At 63.0% G+C, this 15,538-nt stretch carries 12 protein-coding genes; 2 read left to right on the forward strand and 10 right to left on the reverse strand.

What is annotated here, in order from left to right; genetic code table 11:
* Window positions 1–5: 5 nt before the first annotated feature.
* The 9 genes from ureC to urtA all read right to left on the reverse strand — a co-directional run bounded on the left by ureC (window position 6) and on the right by urtA (window position 9,584).
* Complete coding sequence (gene ureC, locus JGZ97_RS03235) at window positions 6–1,736, reverse strand: urease subunit alpha (protein ID WP_207061157.1); 1,731 nt, start codon at window positions 1,734–1,736, stop codon at window positions 6–8.
* 1 nt (window position 1,737) lies between these two features.
* Window positions 1,738–2,076, reverse strand: coding sequence for an urease subunit beta (locus tag JGZ97_RS03240; RefSeq protein ID WP_207061158.1), 339 nt, complete (start codon window positions 2,074–2,076; stop codon window positions 1,738–1,740).
* 30 nt (window positions 2,077–2,106) lie between these two features.
* Window positions 2,107–2,409 (reverse strand): urease subunit gamma, encoded by a 303-nt coding sequence (ureA, locus tag JGZ97_RS03245; protein WP_207061159.1) that lies wholly within the window; start codon window positions 2,407–2,409, stop codon window positions 2,107–2,109.
* A gap of 69 nt (window positions 2,410–2,478) precedes the next feature.
* On the reverse strand, window positions 2,479–3,366 hold the full coding sequence (locus JGZ97_RS03250; protein WP_207061160.1) for an urease accessory protein UreD: 888 nt from the start codon (window positions 3,364–3,366) through the stop codon (window positions 2,479–2,481).
* Window positions 3,367–3,632: 266 nt separating this feature from the next.
* On the reverse strand, window positions 3,633–4,328 hold the full coding sequence (gene urtE / locus JGZ97_RS03255) for an urea ABC transporter ATP-binding subunit UrtE (protein WP_207061246.1): 696 nt from the start codon (window positions 4,326–4,328) through the stop codon (window positions 3,633–3,635).
* A gap of 113 nt (window positions 4,329–4,441) precedes the next feature.
* Window positions 4,442–5,272, reverse strand: a complete 831-nt coding sequence (gene urtD, locus JGZ97_RS03260; protein WP_207061161.1) for an urea ABC transporter ATP-binding protein UrtD — start codon at window positions 5,270–5,272, stop codon at window positions 4,442–4,444.
* Window positions 5,269–6,507 carry an urea ABC transporter permease subunit UrtC gene (gene urtC / locus JGZ97_RS03265; RefSeq protein WP_242521500.1) on the reverse strand — a complete coding sequence of 413 codons (1,239 nt, stop codon included), beginning with the start codon at window positions 6,505–6,507 and terminating at the stop codon, window positions 5,269–5,271. The genes urtD and urtC overlap by 4 nt, the downstream gene beginning before the upstream one ends.
* Window positions 6,508–6,525: 18 nt before the next feature.
* A complete protein-coding gene (gene urtB / locus JGZ97_RS03270) occupies window positions 6,526–8,187 on the reverse strand; it encodes an urea ABC transporter permease subunit UrtB (protein ID WP_207061163.1) in 1,662 nt (553 codons plus the stop codon).
* 119 nt (window positions 8,188–8,306) lie between these two features.
* A complete protein-coding gene (gene urtA, locus JGZ97_RS03275) occupies window positions 8,307–9,584 on the reverse strand; it encodes an urea ABC transporter substrate-binding protein (protein WP_207061164.1) in 1,278 nt (425 codons plus the stop codon).
* A gap of 419 nt (window positions 9,585–10,003) precedes the next feature.
* Here urtA and JGZ97_RS03280 point away from each other — a divergent pair, with 419 nt between their 5' ends.
* Window positions 10,004–13,486, forward strand: coding sequence for an ATP-binding protein (locus JGZ97_RS03280; RefSeq protein WP_207061247.1), 3,483 nt, complete (start codon window positions 10,004–10,006; stop codon window positions 13,484–13,486).
* Window positions 13,483–14,394: a response regulator transcription factor gene (locus JGZ97_RS03285; RefSeq protein ID WP_207061165.1), complete on the forward strand. Its 912-nt coding sequence runs from the start codon at window positions 13,483–13,485 to the stop codon at window positions 14,392–14,394. The genes JGZ97_RS03280 and JGZ97_RS03285 overlap by 4 nt, the downstream gene beginning before the upstream one ends.
* Before the next feature lie 147 nt (window positions 14,395–14,541).
* On the opposite strand, the gene JGZ97_RS03290 is transcribed toward JGZ97_RS03285, so the two are convergent.
* Window positions 14,542–15,438: a MurR/RpiR family transcriptional regulator gene (locus JGZ97_RS03290; protein WP_207061166.1), complete on the reverse strand. Its 897-nt coding sequence runs from the start codon at window positions 15,436–15,438 to the stop codon at window positions 14,542–14,544.
* Between the last annotated feature and the right edge of the window lie 100 nt (window positions 15,439–15,538).

Consider the following 15,538-nt stretch of genomic DNA (forward strand, 5'->3'; position numbering starts at 1 on the left):
GTCCATCAGAATAAAAAGTAACGCTGCGCCAAGGGTAAAACCTCGGCCGGCTCGCAGGTGAGCAGCTCGCCGTCGGCGCGCACCTCATAGGTCTCCGGATCCACCTCCATCACCGGCATGCGATCGTTGAGCACCATGTCGGCCTTGCCCACCGAGCGCACGTTGCGGCAGGCGGCGAGGCTGCGCTGCAGCCCCAGGGTTTCGCCTAGGTTGCTGTCCAGCGCCGCCTGCGACACGAAGGTGAGGCTGGTGGCCGCCGCCGCCCGGGGCGATGCGCCGAACATCGGCCGGTAGTGCACCGGTTGCGGGGTCGGAATCGAGGCGTTGGGGTCGCCCATGGGGGCGGCGGCGATAAAGCCACCCTTGATGATCAGCGACGGCTTGGTGGCAAAAAAGGCCGGCTTCCACAGCACCAGGTCCGCCAGCTTGCCGACTTCGATGGAGCCCACCTGGTGACTGATACCGTGGCTGATGGCCGGGTTGATGCCGATCTTGGCGATATAGCGTCTGGCGCGGAAGTTGTCGCAGCCGTGGCTTTCGTCCTCCGGCAGTAGGCCGCGCTGTACCTTCATCTTGTGGGCGGTCTGCCAGGTACGGATGATCACTTCGCCCACCCGTCCCATGGCCTGAGAGTCAGAGGCGATCATGGAGAAGGCGCCGAGATCGTGGAGGATATCCTCGGCGGCGATGGTTTCCTTGCGGATGCGTGAATCGGCAAAGGCCACATCCTCGGGGATATTGGGGTCCAGATGGTGACACACCATCAGCATGTCCAGGTGTTCGTCCACGGTGTTGACCGTGTAGGGGCGGGTCGGGTTGGTGGACGAGGGCAACACGTTGGGCAAGCCGCACGCCTTGATAATATCCGGGGCGTGGCCGCCGCCGGCACCTTCGGTGTGATAGGTGTGGATGGAACGGCCCTTGAAGGCGGCGAGGGTATCCTCGACGAAGCCGGACTCGTTAAGGGTGTCGGTGTGGATCGCCACCTGCACGTCGTAGCGCTCGGCGACGCTGAGGCAGGCGTCGATGGCCGCCGGCGTGGTGCCCCAGTCCTCGTGCAGCTTGAGTCCCATCACACCGGCCTTGAGCTGCTCCTCCAGTGCTTCCGGCAGGCTGGCGTTGCCCTTGCCGAGAAAGCCGAAGTTCATCGGCAGATGGTCGGTGCCCTGCAGCATCTTGCCGATATTGAAGGGGCCGGGGGTACAGGTGGTGGCGTTGGTGCCGGTGGCCGGACCCGTGCCGCCGCCGAGCATGGTGGTGACGCCGGACATCAGCGCTTCGTCCACCTGCTGCGGGCAGATGTAATGGATGTGGGAATCGATGGCCCCGGCGGTGAGGATCTGGCCTTCGCCGGCGATCACTTCGGTGCCGGGGCCAATGATGATGGTGACTCCCTCCTGGGTATCCGGGTTGCCGGCTTTGCCGATGGCGGCGATGCGCCCGCCCTTGATGCCGACATCCGCCTTGACGATGCCCCAGTAGTCGAGAATCAGCGCGTTGGTGATCACCAGATCCATGGCGGTGTCGTTGCTGCCTTCATTAGTGCTTCCATTAGTCACTTGGGCCTGACCCATGCCGTCACGGATCACCTTGCCGCCGCCGAACTTCACTTCGTCGCCGTAGACGGTGTAGTCCTTTTCCACCTCGATCCAGAGTTCGGTATCACCGAGCCGCACCCGGTCGCCGGTGGTGGGGCCGAACATGTCGGCATAAGCCTGACGTGAAATCTTGGCCATCTCAGTTGCCTCCCTGCGTGTCGGTCTTGGCGTCATCGAGAGTGCCCATCACTTCGCCCCGAAAACCGAAAATGGTGCGCGATCCTGCGAAGGGCACCAGCTCGATGGTTCGGGTCTGGCCCGGCTCAAAACGGACCGCGGTGCCGGCGGCGATGTTGAGCCGCCAGCCCTTGGCGGCTTCGCGGTCAAAGCTGAGGGCTGGATTGGTTTCGAAAAAATGGTAGTGGGAGCCCACCTGAATCGGACGATCGCCGGTGTTGGCGACCTTGAGGGTCTGGGTCGGGCGGCCGGCGTTGAGCTCGATCTCGCCGGGTTGAATCTGCAGTTGGCCGGGAATCATGTCGCTTTCCTCTTGTGAATGCCGCTCGCACTACTGGATCGGTTGGTGCACGGTCACCAGCTTGGTGCCGTCGGGAAAGGTGGCTTCTACCTGAACTTCGTCGACCAGTTCGGCGATCCCTTCCATCACGTCGTCACGGCCGAGGATGGTGCGGCCATAGCTCATCAGTTCGGCCACTGTTCGGCCGTCGCGGGCGCCCTCCATGATTTCGCAGGAGATCAGCGCCACCGCTTCCGGGTAGTTGAGTTTCAGGCCGCGGGCGCGGCGTCGTTCCGCCAGCAAGCCTGCGGTGAACAGCAGCAGCTTGTCTTTTTCGCGGGGGGTCAGTTCCATCGTCTGCTCCGTAGATTCGGTGTTTGCTTGATCGTTGTTGGTCTGTTTGCTTGCCTCAAAAGGGATGGCTTACGTCAGCCAGATCCGCGGTATGAGCGCCTCTCGCTGCAGCAGCGCCGGGCGGATCTGTTGCCACAGGCGGGTAAAGCAGTGGCGCGCCTGTTCGCTGTCCTGCCCCAAGAGCCTTGCGACTAGCACCCCTCGGCGCCAGGTGATGGCCACGCGCAGGTGATTGCCGATAAGTGGCTCAAGGCTGGCACGCAGCTGTTCCAGCAACGCGCTGGGTTCCTGGTTAAAACCGACCGCATACAGTGAGCCGACCTGAGGATAACCCTGCAGTCCCCAGCACTCGTTAGCCAGAGCACTGCCGGCTTGCAGGTGCTGCTGTTCCAGCAGCAGCGGCAGGCCGTCGCGGTAGAGCTGGGTTTTCTGCACAAAACGGCCGTTGTCGAAACGGATCCGGCTGGCTGGGCGACCCAGGCAGATCAGCTCCCAGCCGACAAAGCGGGCATTGCCGGTGAGGTCAACCCGGGTGTCGCTATGACCGAGGGCACCGTCATAGAGAATGGTTTCCTGCGGCAGCCACTCCAGGGTGCTGTCGGCGGCCAGACGCAGGTTGACCTGCTGGTACTGGCTGACGCCGCAACTGTCGCCCTTGTAGATCTTGCCGGCGGAGGGGGTGGTGATCAGCGCTCCGCTGCGCTCTGCCAGCTCTGCCCCGATGGCGAGCTGGTCGCCGCTGACCAGTCCGCCCGGTGGATGCAACAGGTAGACATGGCACACCGGGCCTTCCGGGTAGAAGGGGCGCTGCACTCGCAATGGGCCTTCGTGAGCGAGGTGGGGCAGTGCAGTGCGGCCATGGCGTGGCTCAAAGCCAAGGGTGAGGCGGGCGCACCACCGGCGCTCACGGCCGTATCCCGCTGTGACTGTTTCCGGTTGGACTAACGCCTGGTTCATCGGGAACGCTTCTATCCTTGGTTGCTGCGTTTATATCGCTCGGAGGTGCGGGGCCGGCGAGGCCGGCGTTGACCCGGGATGTCGCAAGATGCGGGCCAACTTGTTGATATGACAGGTGCTTGGTGCTGAGCCGCAAAAAAGAGGGCGCAGTAACCCCGGCTAAGGGCCGGACCTGGCTGCAGCTGGATCCCGCAGGCCGTAGCCACGCACCGCAGCAGTGCTGTTGGCTGAAGTTGCACTGCCTTGGTGCGGACCAAGTGGGCCTGTTACACCGTCAGGTATTCGCGCACCAAGTCATCGGAAAGCTGCGCGATAGTCCCGGTAGCGACGTTGCGACCCCGGTCGAGAATGCAGAAATGGTCCGCAACCTTGCGGGCGAAGGGCAGCTTCTGCTCCACCAGCAGTACCGTCAGGCCGATTTCACGGTTGAGTTTGCGAATGATGTCGCCGATCTCCGCCACCACGTTGGGCTGAATCCCCTCGGTGGGTTCGTCCAGGATCAGCAGCTTGGGGTCGGTAACCAGGGCGCGTCCGATGGCCAGCTGCTGTTGCTGGCCGCCGGAGAGGTCACCGCCGCGGCGGTGCCGCATCTCACTCAAGACCGGAAACAGCTCGAAAATAAAGTCAGGGATCTTTCGCTGCCGGTCGCTGCGGGCGGGAAGGCCGATCTGCAGGTTTTCCTCCACCGTCAGCAATGAAAAGATCTGGCGTCCCTGGGGCACGTAGCCAATGCCGAGGATGGCCCTTTTCTCTGCCGACGCCTGGCCAAGGTCGAGCCCATCGAACTGCAGGTCGCCCGACCGGGTGGGTAACAGTCCCATGATGCTTTTGAGGAGCGTGGTTTTGCCCACCCCGTTGCGCCCCATGAGACAGGTGCAGGCGCCGCTTGGGACCTCAAGATCCAGATCCCACAGGGTATGACTCTCCCCGTAAAACTGGTTCAACCCGCGAATGCTGAGCAGGGAGCCCGGATCCTGCTCCTGATCACTGTTTATTGCCAGTTGGTTCATCCTGTCGCTCCTTTTCGGGCCGTTAATTGTTGTTTTTCGACCAGTTCGTTGCAGGGGTCGCCGGGTCACTCCCCGAGGTAAACTTCGATCACACGGGGGTCCGACTGCACCTGGTCCATGCTTCCCTCTGCAAGAACCGAGCCCTGGTGCAGTACGGTAACGGTGCGGGCGATGGAACGGACAAAATCCATATCGTGTTCTACCACCACCACCGAGCGCTCTCCGGCCAGCGAGGTCAGCAGCTCGCCGGTGCGATCCATCTCCTGGTGGGTCATCCCCGCCACCGGTTCGTCCACCAGCAGCAGCTTGGGGTTCTGCATCAGCAGCATGCCGATCTCCAGCCACTGCTTCTGGCCGTGGGAGAGGATTCCCGCCCGCAGCCAACGGTCGTTTTCCAATCCGATCAGCGCCAGTGTCTCGTCGATCCGGTCCATCTGCTCGCCGCTGAGGCGGGCCCGGTAGGTGGACCAGACCGCTTTATCGCCGGCCATCGCCAGCTCCAGATTTTCGAACACGCTGAGTTCTTCGAACACCGTGGGTTTCTGAAACTTGCGTCCGATCCCCGCCTCGGCGATCTGGGCCTCGTTCATCTTCAGCAGGTCGATGCGCTGGCCGAAAAACGCCTTGCCGCTATCGGGGCGGGTCTTGCCGGTGATGATGTCCATCATCGTGGTCTTGCCGGCCCCATTGGGGCCGATGATGCAGCGCAGTTCCCCGGGCTCGATATAGAGGTTGAGGTTGCTGATCGCCTTGAAACCGTCGAAGCTGACGTTGAGATCTTCGATGTAAAGGATGCAGTTGTGCCTGAGGTCGAGACGGGTGGAAGCTGCCGGCTTCAGGAATTCGAACACTTCGTCCCGATTAAGCCAGCTGGGTGCGTATCCCTGGGCATTCATGAGCGCGCCTCCTGCGCCAGGGGGCTCATCGGCGCCGTGGCGGTGTTTGCTGGGGAATCTGTCACAGAGTCCGGTGATGAACGGTGTTTAGCGCCTTGCGGGTCACCGTCGGAGGACGGCGCTGGGGGCGGCGAAAGAGCGGATGATCCGCTTTCATCCCCCGCCTGCCTCCGGCTGAACAGGCCGGCGATTCCCCGCGGCAGGAACAGGGTAGCCAGCACGAAGATAGCCCCCAGGGCGAACAGCCAGGCTTCGGGCATCGCCGCGGTGAAGTAGCTTTTGCCGTAGTTCACCAGGAGTGCCCCCACCACCGCCCCGAACAGGGTGCCGCGCCCGCCGATGGCGACCCAGACGACCGCCTCGATCGAGTTCAGGGGGGCGAACTCGTTGGGGTTAATAATCCCCACCTGCGGCACGTAGAGCGCGCCGGCCAGGCCCGCCAGCACCGCCGAGAGGGTAAACACCGCCAGCTTGATCTTCTCGACCCGGTAACCGATGAAGCGAACCCGGTCCTCGCTGTCGCGGATGGCGACGCTGACCCGCCCCAGGCGGGAGTTGGTGACGCTTCGACAGAGCAGGTAGCCCGCCGCCAGGGCGACGGCGGAGGCGATGAACAGCCCGATGCGGGTGCTGTCCGCCTGCAGGCTGAAGCCGAGCATGTCCTTGAAGTCGGTGAGGCCGTTGTTGCCGCCAAAGCCCATCTCGTTGCGGAAGAAGGCAAGCATCAGGGCGTAGGTCAGGGCCTGGGTGATGATGGAGAGGTACACCCCGGTCACCCGCGAACGGAACGCCAGCCAGCCGAAGGCGAAGGCCAGCACCCCCGGCACCAGCAGCACCATCAGGGCCGCAAACCAGAACTGGTCGAAGCCGTGCCAGAACCAGGGCAGCTCCTGCCAGTTGAGGAACACCATGAAGTCCGGCAGCTCGGAGTTGCCGTAAACCCCGCGATCACCGATCTGGCGCATCAGGTACATGCCCATGGCGTAGCCGCCGAGGGCGAAAAAGGCGCCGTGGCCGAGGCTGAGAATACCCAAGTAGCCCCAGGCCAGGTCCACCGAGACGGCGAGCAGGGCGTAGCAGAGGTACTTGCCCAGCAGGGTCACCGTGTAGGTGGGCACGTGCAGCCAGGAGGCTTCCGGTAGCAGCCGGTTGGAGGCTACCACGGCGACACTGATCAGCAGCAGGGCGCTGAGTAGAATCCGTCCACCACGGTCGTTGGCCAGTAGTCTTTTCATAAACATGGGCGACCTCAATCAACCTTCTGCCGCGCGTCCCTTTTGCGGGAACAGCCCGCGCGGGCGCTTCTGGATAAAGAGAATGATGAACACCAGCACCAGGATCTTGGCCAGCACCGCGCCGGCCCAGGGCTCCATCACTTTGTTGGCGACCCCGAGTGACAAACCGGCCACCAGGGTTCCCCAGAGGTTTCCTACACCGCCGAACACCACCACCATGAACGAGTCGATGATGTAGGCCTGGCCCAGGTTGGGGCCGACGTTGGTGAGCTGGCTGAGCGCGACCCCGGCCACCCCGGCGATACCGGATCCCAGACCGAAGGTGAGGGCGTCGACCCACTGGGTACGCACGCCCATGGCCCGAGCCATCTGGCGGTTCTGGGAGACGGCACGGACTTCCAGTCCCAGTCGGGTGCGCTTGAGAATCAGGTGCAGCAGGAAAAACACGATCAGGCAGAAGCCAATGATGTAGAGCCGGTTGAGGGTCAGGCTGAAGATGGCGTTGACCTCCCAGGTGCCGCTCATCCAGGCCGGGGTCTCCACCGAGCGGTTCAGGGGAGAGAAGATGGAACGCACCGCCTGCTGCAGGATCAGGCTGAGGCCGAAGGTGGCCAACAAGGTTTCCAGCGGGCGGCCGTACAGGAAACGGATCACGCCGCGCTCGATGGCGATGCCCACCAAACCCGAGACGACAAACGCCGCCGGGATCGCCACCAGCAAAGAGTACTCGATGGCGTTGGGCATCAGCAGCTGGATCACGTAGGTGGTGTAGGCGCCGATCATGATCAGTTCACCGTGGGCCATGTTGATCACGCCCATGACGCCGAAGGTGATGGCAAGACCAATGGCGGCAAGAATCAGCACCGAGCCGAGGCTGATACCAAAGAACAGGGTTTCCAGGTTGCCGAACAGCTTAGCCCTGGACTCGATGGTGGCGAGGGCCTTGGCGGCGGCTTTGCGGACCCCCGCGTCGGGGTCGCTTTCAAGCACGGCTACCAGGCGGTTGCGGACCGGGGGGTAAAGGCTGCCATCCAGCGCCTTGAGGGCCTGCAGCCGGTCTGTGCGTTCGCCCGACTCCAGCTGTGCCACCGCGATGGCCACATCGAGCACCGCGCTGACTTCGGCGTCCTGTTCAATGCCGCGCCGTTTCTCGAGCAGGGGCAGCGAATCGGTATCGAGCTCCGAGAGCATCGCTTCCAGCGCGGTTTTCCGAATATCGGGGTCGCCCGCCCCCAGTTGCAGCTCGGCGATCGCCTGGGTGAGCTGCGCGCGTAGCTGGTTGTTGATCGAGACTTTCTTGATGTCGCGCCGATCAACGGTGCCCAGTGCTTGACCGGTCACCACGTCGGTGATCGCGTATCCCTTGTCGGCATCTTGGCGGATAACGATGCGCTTGTCGGATTTGCGGTAATAGAGGTCGCCCGCGCTCATGGTCTGGAGCAACGTCAGCGCCTGGTCATGCCCGGATTCCGCCAGGTGTTCGATCGCCAGGGCTTTCTTGTCAAAGCTCTTTTCGCTCAGCAACGCCAGTCCTGCTTCGAAGTCGCCGCCCGCAGCCCGGGCCAAATTGGCATTGAGCAGCACCAGCGCCAGCAGCACGAGCGCCTGCACGGCCTTGGCCAATCCGGTCGGCAACCGGCAGCCCGGGTTGGTGCGGTAGTGTGCGTGGGGTGAGGCCATGAGGTCGCGTCCTGTCAGCGGAGGGGGCCGGATTCGGTGTCAGCCCGTGAAGCCCGCACGGCGGTGCGGGATAAGGAGCGAACCGGCCGCCGCGAGGCGGCCGGTCAGGGCCGGCTCGATCAGAAATTCTGGCCGGAGCACTTGCCGGTTTTGACGTTGTAGTTGCCGCAGGAGAGCGGGGGGCGCCAATCGGCGATCAGGTCCATTGAGCCCGGCAGGAAGTCGGACCAGGCGTCACCCAGCACGGTGCCGGACGTCTCCCAGACCACTTCGAACTGGCCGTCATCCTGGATCTCACCGATCAGCACCGGCTTGGTGATGTGGTGGTTGGGTGCCATGGTGGCGTAACCGCCGGTGAGATTGGGCACGCTGACTCCGATGATGGCGTCCTGTACCGCGGCAGGCTCGGTGGTGCCGGCCTTTTTCACCGCCTCAACCCACATTTTGAAGCCGATGTAGTGGGCTTCCATCGGATCGTTGGTGACCCGCTCTTTATCGCCGATGTAGGCGTGCCAGGCGTCGATAAATTCGTCGTTGGCCTCGGTGTCCACGCTCATGAAGTAGTTCCAGGCGGCGAGGTGGCCCACCAGCGGCTTGGTATCGATGCCGGAGAGCTCCTCTTCACCGACGGAGAAGGCGACCACCGGAATGTCTTCCGCGGAGATGCCCTGGTTGCCCAGCTCCTTGTAGAAGGGAACGTTGGCATCGCCGTTGATGGTGGAGACCACCGCGGTCTTCTTGCCGGTGGATCCGAATTTCTTCACATCGGCGACGATACTCTGCCAGTCGGAGTGGCCGAAGGGGGTGTAATTGATCATGATGTCGGCGTCAGTTACGCCCTTGCCCTTGAGATAGGCCTCGAGGATCTTGTTGGTGGTGCGCGGGTAGACGTAATCGGTGCCCGCCAGAACCCAGCGCTCGACGCCCAGCTCGTTCATCAGGTAGTCCACCGCCGGAATGGCCTGCTGGTTGGGGGCGGCGCCGGTATAGAAGACGTTCTTGGAGGACTCTTCCCCCTCGTACTGCACCGGGTAGAAGAGCACGGTATCCAGCTCCTCAACGACCGGCAGGACCGACTTGCGCGAGACCGAGGTCCAGCAGCCGAAGATGGCGTCGACATCGTCCTTTTCCACCAGTTCACGGGCTTTTTCCGCGAATAGCGGCCAGTTGGACGCCGGGTCCACCACCACGGCTTCCAGTTTCTTGCCCAGCAGGCCGCCTTGCTTGTTCTGCTCTTCAATCAGCATCTGCATGGTGTCCTTGAGCGTGGTCTCACTGATCGCCATGGTGCCGGAGAGCGAATGCAGCACCCCGACCTTGATGGTGTCGTCGGCGGCCATGCCGGCGGAGGCCATCATGGCCAACGCGATTCCTGAAGCCAGTTTTTTCATTTTCATGGTTTGTTCTTCCTTCCATTGCCTGAGAGGGGGATGCGATTCCGGTTGCCCGTCACCACGGCGGGGAGGCCGTCGGTGCCGACGAATTCGGAGTGCAAGGGATTCGTTAGCAAGCAGGGTTCAGCATGGGCCCTATGTTGCAATGCAGCTATGGGGCGATGAACGCAGAGAGGTACGTCAAATGACGTAGATCGTCTTTCGGGCGGGGGCGGGCGAACAGTATAAACGCCGTTCACAGGGGCCGAAGAGGGAACAGCGAAAGCTGGCACGCAGCCTGCAAGCATGTCGGTAATTTGCCGCTATTGATGGCGCTACCCAATTATTTTGCGCCGCAACAGTGCATTGCCGAGCCGTTTCAGGAGGGTGCTGCACCGCGTTGGTGCCACACCGAACGCCGGGTTCTAAACAAGGCCGAGCCGATGCCCGCTTCCCAGAAAGTGTTCAAGGTGCGCCGCCGCTACAACAAATGGGTGGCCAACCAGACGCTGGAAGATTTTGCCCTGCGCTTTACCGCCCGCAGCGGTCGGCGCATGAGCATTGAACGGGTGGCGCAGACGGCCCTGGGGGCCACGGCGTTTCTGGCCCTGGAGGGGCTGGCCGCGGCGGTCACCCTGAACTACGGCTTTATCAATACCGTGATCGCCATGCTGGTGGTGTGTGCGGTGTTTTTTGTCACCGGCTTTCCCATTACCTACTATTCCGCCAAGTACGGCCTGGATATCGATCTGCTGACCCGCGGCGCCGGTTTCGGTTACCTCGGCTCCACCATCACCTCGCTGATTTACGCTTCCTTCACCTTTATCTTTTTCGCCATCGAGGCGGCGATTCTGGCCTCGGCGCTGCAAGCGTTGTTCGGCATTCCGCTGTCGGTCGGCTACTTTCTCTGCGCGGTAGCGGTGATCCCCATCGTGACCCACGGCATCGCCGCCATCAGCCGTTTCCAGGTGGGAACCCAGGTGATCTGGTTGGCACTGCAGTGTGCGGCGCTGGCCGTGGTGGTGGGGTATGAATTCGACCGTCTGGAGGAGTGGCGCGGATATACACCGCCCCTGGTGGAGGGGGCGGGGAGCTTCAATATTCTGCTGTTCGGCGCCGCTGCCTCGGTCTTTTTCGCCCTGGTGGCGCAGATCGGCGAGCAGGTGGATTACCTGCGCTTTATGCCGCCGAAAACCGAGGAGAACAAGCGGCGCTGGTGGTTCTGGCTGGTGCTGGCCGGTCCCGGTTGGGTGCTGGTGGGACTGATCAAAATGCTGCTGGGCTCATACCTCGCCTACCTCGCCATCAGCGACGGGCTGGTCTACAGCCAGGCGATTGACCCGACCCATATGTACCAGCGTGTGTTCACCTACCTCACCCAGTCACCTCAGGTGGCGCTGGTTCTGGCGGCGTTGATGGTGATCCTGTCGCAGATGAAGATCAACGTAACCAACGCCTACGCCGGCTCAATCGCCTGGTCGAATTTCTTTTGCCGCGTCACCCACAGCCACCCGGGGCGGGTGGTGTGGCTGGTGTTCAACGTCACCATCGCCCTGCTGCTGATGGAACTGGGCATCTACCAGGCGCTGGAGGCGGTGCTGGGGGTGTTTGCCATCGTGGCGGTGAGCTGGCTGGCCTCGCTCGCCGCGGACCTGCTGATCAACAAGCCGCTGGGATTGAGCCCTGCCCATATCGAGTTTAAACGGGGGCACCTGTACGACATCAACCCCGTGGGCACCGGCGCCATGGTGCTGGCCACCGCGCTGGGGCTGCTCAGTTACCTGGGGGTATTCGGCGAGGTGGCGCGCACCCTCAGCCACTTTGTCAGCCTTCTCACCTGCTTCGTTGCGGTGCCGCTGATTGCCTGGGTCACAGAGGGGCGCTACTACCTGGCCCGGCAGTCGCCGGAACTGGTGCCGCTGCTGGCGCAGCAAGGAGGGGACAATAGCGACGGCCAAGGAGAAGGCTGGGGGGAAACCAACACGGCCGCCCGGGACCAGTCGCAAAGCCCCCTTCGGCGGCTTCACTGTGCGATCTGCGAGAACCCCTTTGAGCTGGAGGACATGAGTTTCTGCGCCGCCTACCAGCAGCCGATCTGCTCGTTGTGTTGTTCTCTGGACGCCCGGTGCCTCGAGAGTTGCAAGCCCCACGCGCGCCTGTCGCAGCAGGTCAAAACCTTTCTCAACCTGTTTTTGCCCCGGCCGCTGGTGGCCTGGGTCAACGCCCGACTGGGGCGTTTTGCCGTTCTCCTGGTCGTGATCAACACCCTCAACGCTGCGCTACTGGCGTTAATCTACCAGCACATGCAGCCGGCCTCGGTATCTGAGGCGCTGCTGCTGCAGCAGGCGCTGGTGACCCTGTTTTTCACCTTGCTGATTGTCACCGGGGTGGTCTGCTGGCTGTTTCTGTTGGCGCACGAAAGCCGGGTCGTGGCCCAGGAAGAGTCCAATCGCCAGACCCTGAAACTGACCCGCGAAATCGAAGCCCACAAGCAAACCGACCAGGAGCTGCAGGCCGCCAAGGAGCTGGCCGAACGGGCCAATGCGGCCAAGAGCCGCTACCTCTCAGGCATCAGTCACGAGCTGCGCACACCGCTGCAATCCGTGCTGGGCTATGCGCAACTCCTCGCCGAGCGGGGGGATGTGCCCGAGGATCACAAGCGAGGACTGGCGATTATTCAGCGCAGCGGCCAGTATCTGGCGGACCTGATCGAGGGGTTGCTGGATATCTCTAAGATCGAGGCCGGGCGGCTCGATCTCTACCGCAACCGGGTCAAACTGCCGCAGCTGATCGACGAACTGGTGGCGATGTTCCGAATGCAGGCGCTCGAAAAGGGGTTGCGCCTGGACTGCCGGATTTACAGTGCACTGCCGGACCGGGTGATCGCCGACGAGAAACGGTTGCGGCAGATTCTGATCAACCTGCTCTCCAATGCCGTCAAGTACACTGCGCGCGGTTCGGTGGAGCTGGAGGTGTTCTACCGCAATCAGGTGGCGGAGTTCGTGGTCAAAGACAGCGGCATGGGAATCGACGAGGAGGCCCTGAAGCGGATCTTCGACCCCTTCGAGCGGGTACGCACCGCTCACAGCAGCCACCTCCCGGGGACTGGCCTGGGGCTGACCATCGTTAAGCTTCTCACCGAAATCATGGGCGGCGACCTTCAGGTGACGAGCACCCCGGGGGAGGGGAGCTGCTTTCGCGTCAGCCTGATGCTGCCCTGGATCAGCGACGCCGAGGCGGGCGAGTTGGCGCCCCAGCGGGCGGTGGGTTACGAAGGTTACCAGCGGACGCTGTGCCTGGTGGATGACGATCCGGTGCTGCGGGGCATGCTGGCGGAGCTGCTGACCCCGTTGGGGTTTATCATCCTGGAGGCGCCCGATGCCGCCGCCTGCCTGCGGATGCTGGAGAGCGCTACGCCCGACCTGTTCGTGCTGGATGTGTCCATGCCAGGCATGAGCGGGCTTGAGCTGGCACGAGCGCTGCGCAAGCGAGGCGTCGGGGCACCGATTCTGATGCTCTCCGCCGATGCCCAGGAGGCGGACCGCCACCCCGAAGACCAGGCGGCCTTCGATGACTACCTGGTCAAGCCGGTGGCCAACCAGGTACTGCTGGACAAGCTTGCTAGCCACCTGCAGCTGCGCTGGACCTACCAGCAGTCTACCGACAGCCCTCCCGCTGACCATCCCTCAATGCCGCATACCGACTTCGCGGTTCCCGCGGGGGCGCCGTCGATACCGGATCACGCCCTGGTACGCGAACTCAGGGCCTATGCCGAAATGGGCTACCGCAAGGGGGTGCGCAACGTGTTGGCGCAGTTGGCGGCCGCTGCACTGCTTCCCCCCGAGACCCAACAGCGCCTGGAACAGCTCAGTGAGCAGTTTCAATTGGAGCAACTGGCGCTTTGCCTGGAGGACCCCGGTTCATGATGATGCCCGCAGCCTCAGATACGGTTCTGGTGGTGGACGATTCCGCCGATGCGCTCAGCCTGATCAACGACACCCTGGAACGGGCCGGCATGGACGTGCTGGTGGCGCTGGAGGGCAAACAGGCGCTGACCATCGCGCGCAGGATTCGTCCGGATATCATTCTGCTGGATGCCCTGATGCCGGTAATGAACGGCTTTGAAACCTGCAGCGCGCTGAAGGCGGATCCGTCGCTGGCATCGATACCGGTGATTTTCATGACCGGTCTTGCCGACACCGAGGACGTGGTCCGCGGCCTTGAGGTCGGCGGTGTCGACTACCTCACCAAGCCGATCAGACCCGACGAGCTGCTGGCACGGATGAAAGTGCATCTGAGCAACGCCCGCCTGACCCGCAGCGCCCAGTCGGCGTTGGACAGCACCGGCCAGCACCTGCTGACCGTCAACGTCCGCGGCGAACTGCTCTGGGCAACGCCCCAGGCCTACGCGCTGCTGGCCCGGGCCCGGGCCGACGAGCAGTGGCTGCAACAGGCCCTGGCGCCGCAGCTGGTGCGCTGGTTCGCCCACCAGCCGGAGCTGGGACAGAAACTGGCGCTGTCACAACTGGATTACCCGTTGACGGTCAAGCTGGTCGAACACCTGCCCAATGGCGAGCAGTTGCTCAAGCTGCTGGACGGGGAGCGCCCGGGGGGCGCGGCCCTTTTGCGCCAGCAGTTGGCGCTGACCGAACGGGAATCGGAAGTGCTTTTCTGGATCGCCAACGGCAAGACCAACCGCGAGGCCTCGGAGATCCTGGCCATGAGCCCCCGCACCGTGAACAAGCACCTGGAGCAGATCTTCCCCAAGCTGGGGGTGGAAAACCGCACCTCGGCGGCGGGCATCGCGCTGCGGCTGATGGCCGACAGCGATTGACACACCGCTGCCGCCCACCATGCGGTCAGCGGGCGCTGTGAGATCGGGGCTTGGCGCTGCGCGCTGTTGCGTTCCCCGCCGTACCTGAGCCGCCCAGACTGCAGGCCCTCGAAAGGCCGCTTCCGCGTGGTGAAGCCCTCGTCGGCGTCAAGGGGCGTAGTAGCCCCCAAGCCGGCGCAGGGTGTTCTCAAAATTCTCAATATTCTTGATCATCTGCGGCCCTCCGGTGGTGATGCACTCGGCCAGCAGGGCTTCGACCAGCGCGATCGAGGCCAGGATGGTGGGGAAAAAATGCGGCGTTTCGTTTTCAACGGTGAAGGTGATCTCGGCCCCTGCGGCCAGCGGTGAGCGAAGGCTGTCGGTGATGGCGATCAGCTTGGCGCCTGCCTCGCGGGCAATCTGGGCGGCGTGGACGGTCTCGCTGCTGTAGGGATCAAAGGCAAACGCCACCAGGACATCGTCTTTCCCTATTGCGGTCAGTTCGCTGATCAAAGAACCCTCCTGGCCCCGGATCAGCCGCAGGTGGGGAAAGGCAATACGGCCGACGTAAGCGAAGTGGTGGGCGCAGGCGAAGGTGTCTCGGTAGCCTAGAATAAACACGTTGGGCGACTGGGTAATCAGCGGTGCGGCCTGGCGCAGCTTGTCGAGGGTCTCCTCCTGGAACAGGCCATCCAGATTGCGGTAGGCGGCGCCGGCAAAATCGAAAAAAACCTTGTTGGCCGGATCGGCGCTGGCCATCTCCTGAAGGGTTTGAGCCCGGTTTCCGAAAGTGCTCGGCGCCTTTGAGTGCATCTCCTGGCGGAAAATTTTCCGAAACGCGCCGTAACGCTCAAACCCCAGGGTATTGGCCAGCCGGGTCAGCGTCGACGGGGTGGTGCCGGCCGCCTCGGCGCTCTTGCGGATCGACAGCAAGGCGATATCCACCGGCCTTTCCATCACGAAATCTGCCGCCTTCTTGAGCTGAGGCGTCAGCTCGGGATAAAGGGCCGAAAGCTGTTTGAGGGTGTCTTCGGCGGAGAGTTTTTTCTTCTTGTTTGGCGGCATGGGGCGGTCCCTGGGATGGCGTGTCGCTGGCGGGCCCAGTTTACAGGAAGAAACAAAAAAATCACAAAACACAAAAAACAGTACAAATGTATTGACGTGG

This window comes from Motiliproteus sp. SC1-56, from assembly GCF_017309075.1.
In the GTDB taxonomy this organism is placed as follows: Bacteria; Pseudomonadota; Gammaproteobacteria; order Pseudomonadales; family Balneatricaceae; genus Motiliproteus.

Bases quoted from the DNA above. Each gene is read 5' to 3' on its own strand.
- ureC (WP_207061157.1), bottom strand. From the start codon at position 1,736: ATGGCCAAGATTTCACGTCAGGCTTATGCCGACATGTTCGGCCCCACC.
- JGZ97_RS03240 (WP_207061158.1), bottom strand. From the start codon at position 2,076: ATGATTCCCGGCCAACTGCAGATTCAACCCGGCGAGATCGAGCTCAAC.
- ureA (WP_207061159.1), bottom strand. From the start codon at position 2,409: ATGGAACTGACCCCCCGCGAAAAAGACAAGCTGCTGCTGTTCACCGCA.
- JGZ97_RS03250 (WP_207061160.1), bottom strand. From the start codon at position 3,366: ATGAACCAGGCGTTAGTCCAACCGGAAACAGTCACAGCGGGATACGGC.
- urtD (WP_207061161.1), bottom strand. From the start codon at position 5,272: ATGAATGCCCAGGGATACGCACCCAGCTGGCTTAATCGGGACGAAGTG.
- urtC (WP_242521500.1), bottom strand. From the start codon at position 6,507: ATGAAAAGACTACTGGCCAACGACCGTGGTGGACGGATTCTACTCAGC.
- urtB (WP_207061163.1), bottom strand. From the start codon at position 8,187: ATGGCCTCACCCCACGCACACTACCGCACCAACCCGGGCTGCCGGTTG.
- urtA (WP_207061164.1), bottom strand. From the start codon at position 9,584: ATGAAAATGAAAAAACTGGCTTCAGGAATCGCGTTGGCCATGATGGCC.
- JGZ97_RS03280 (WP_207061247.1), top strand. From the start codon at position 10,004: ATGCCCGCTTCCCAGAAAGTGTTCAAGGTGCGCCGCCGCTACAACAAA.
- JGZ97_RS03285 (WP_207061165.1), top strand. From the start codon at position 13,483: ATGATGATGCCCGCAGCCTCAGATACGGTTCTGGTGGTGGACGATTCC.
- JGZ97_RS03290 (WP_207061166.1), bottom strand. From the start codon at position 15,438: ATGCCGCCAAACAAGAAGAAAAAACTCTCCGCCGAAGACACCCTCAAA.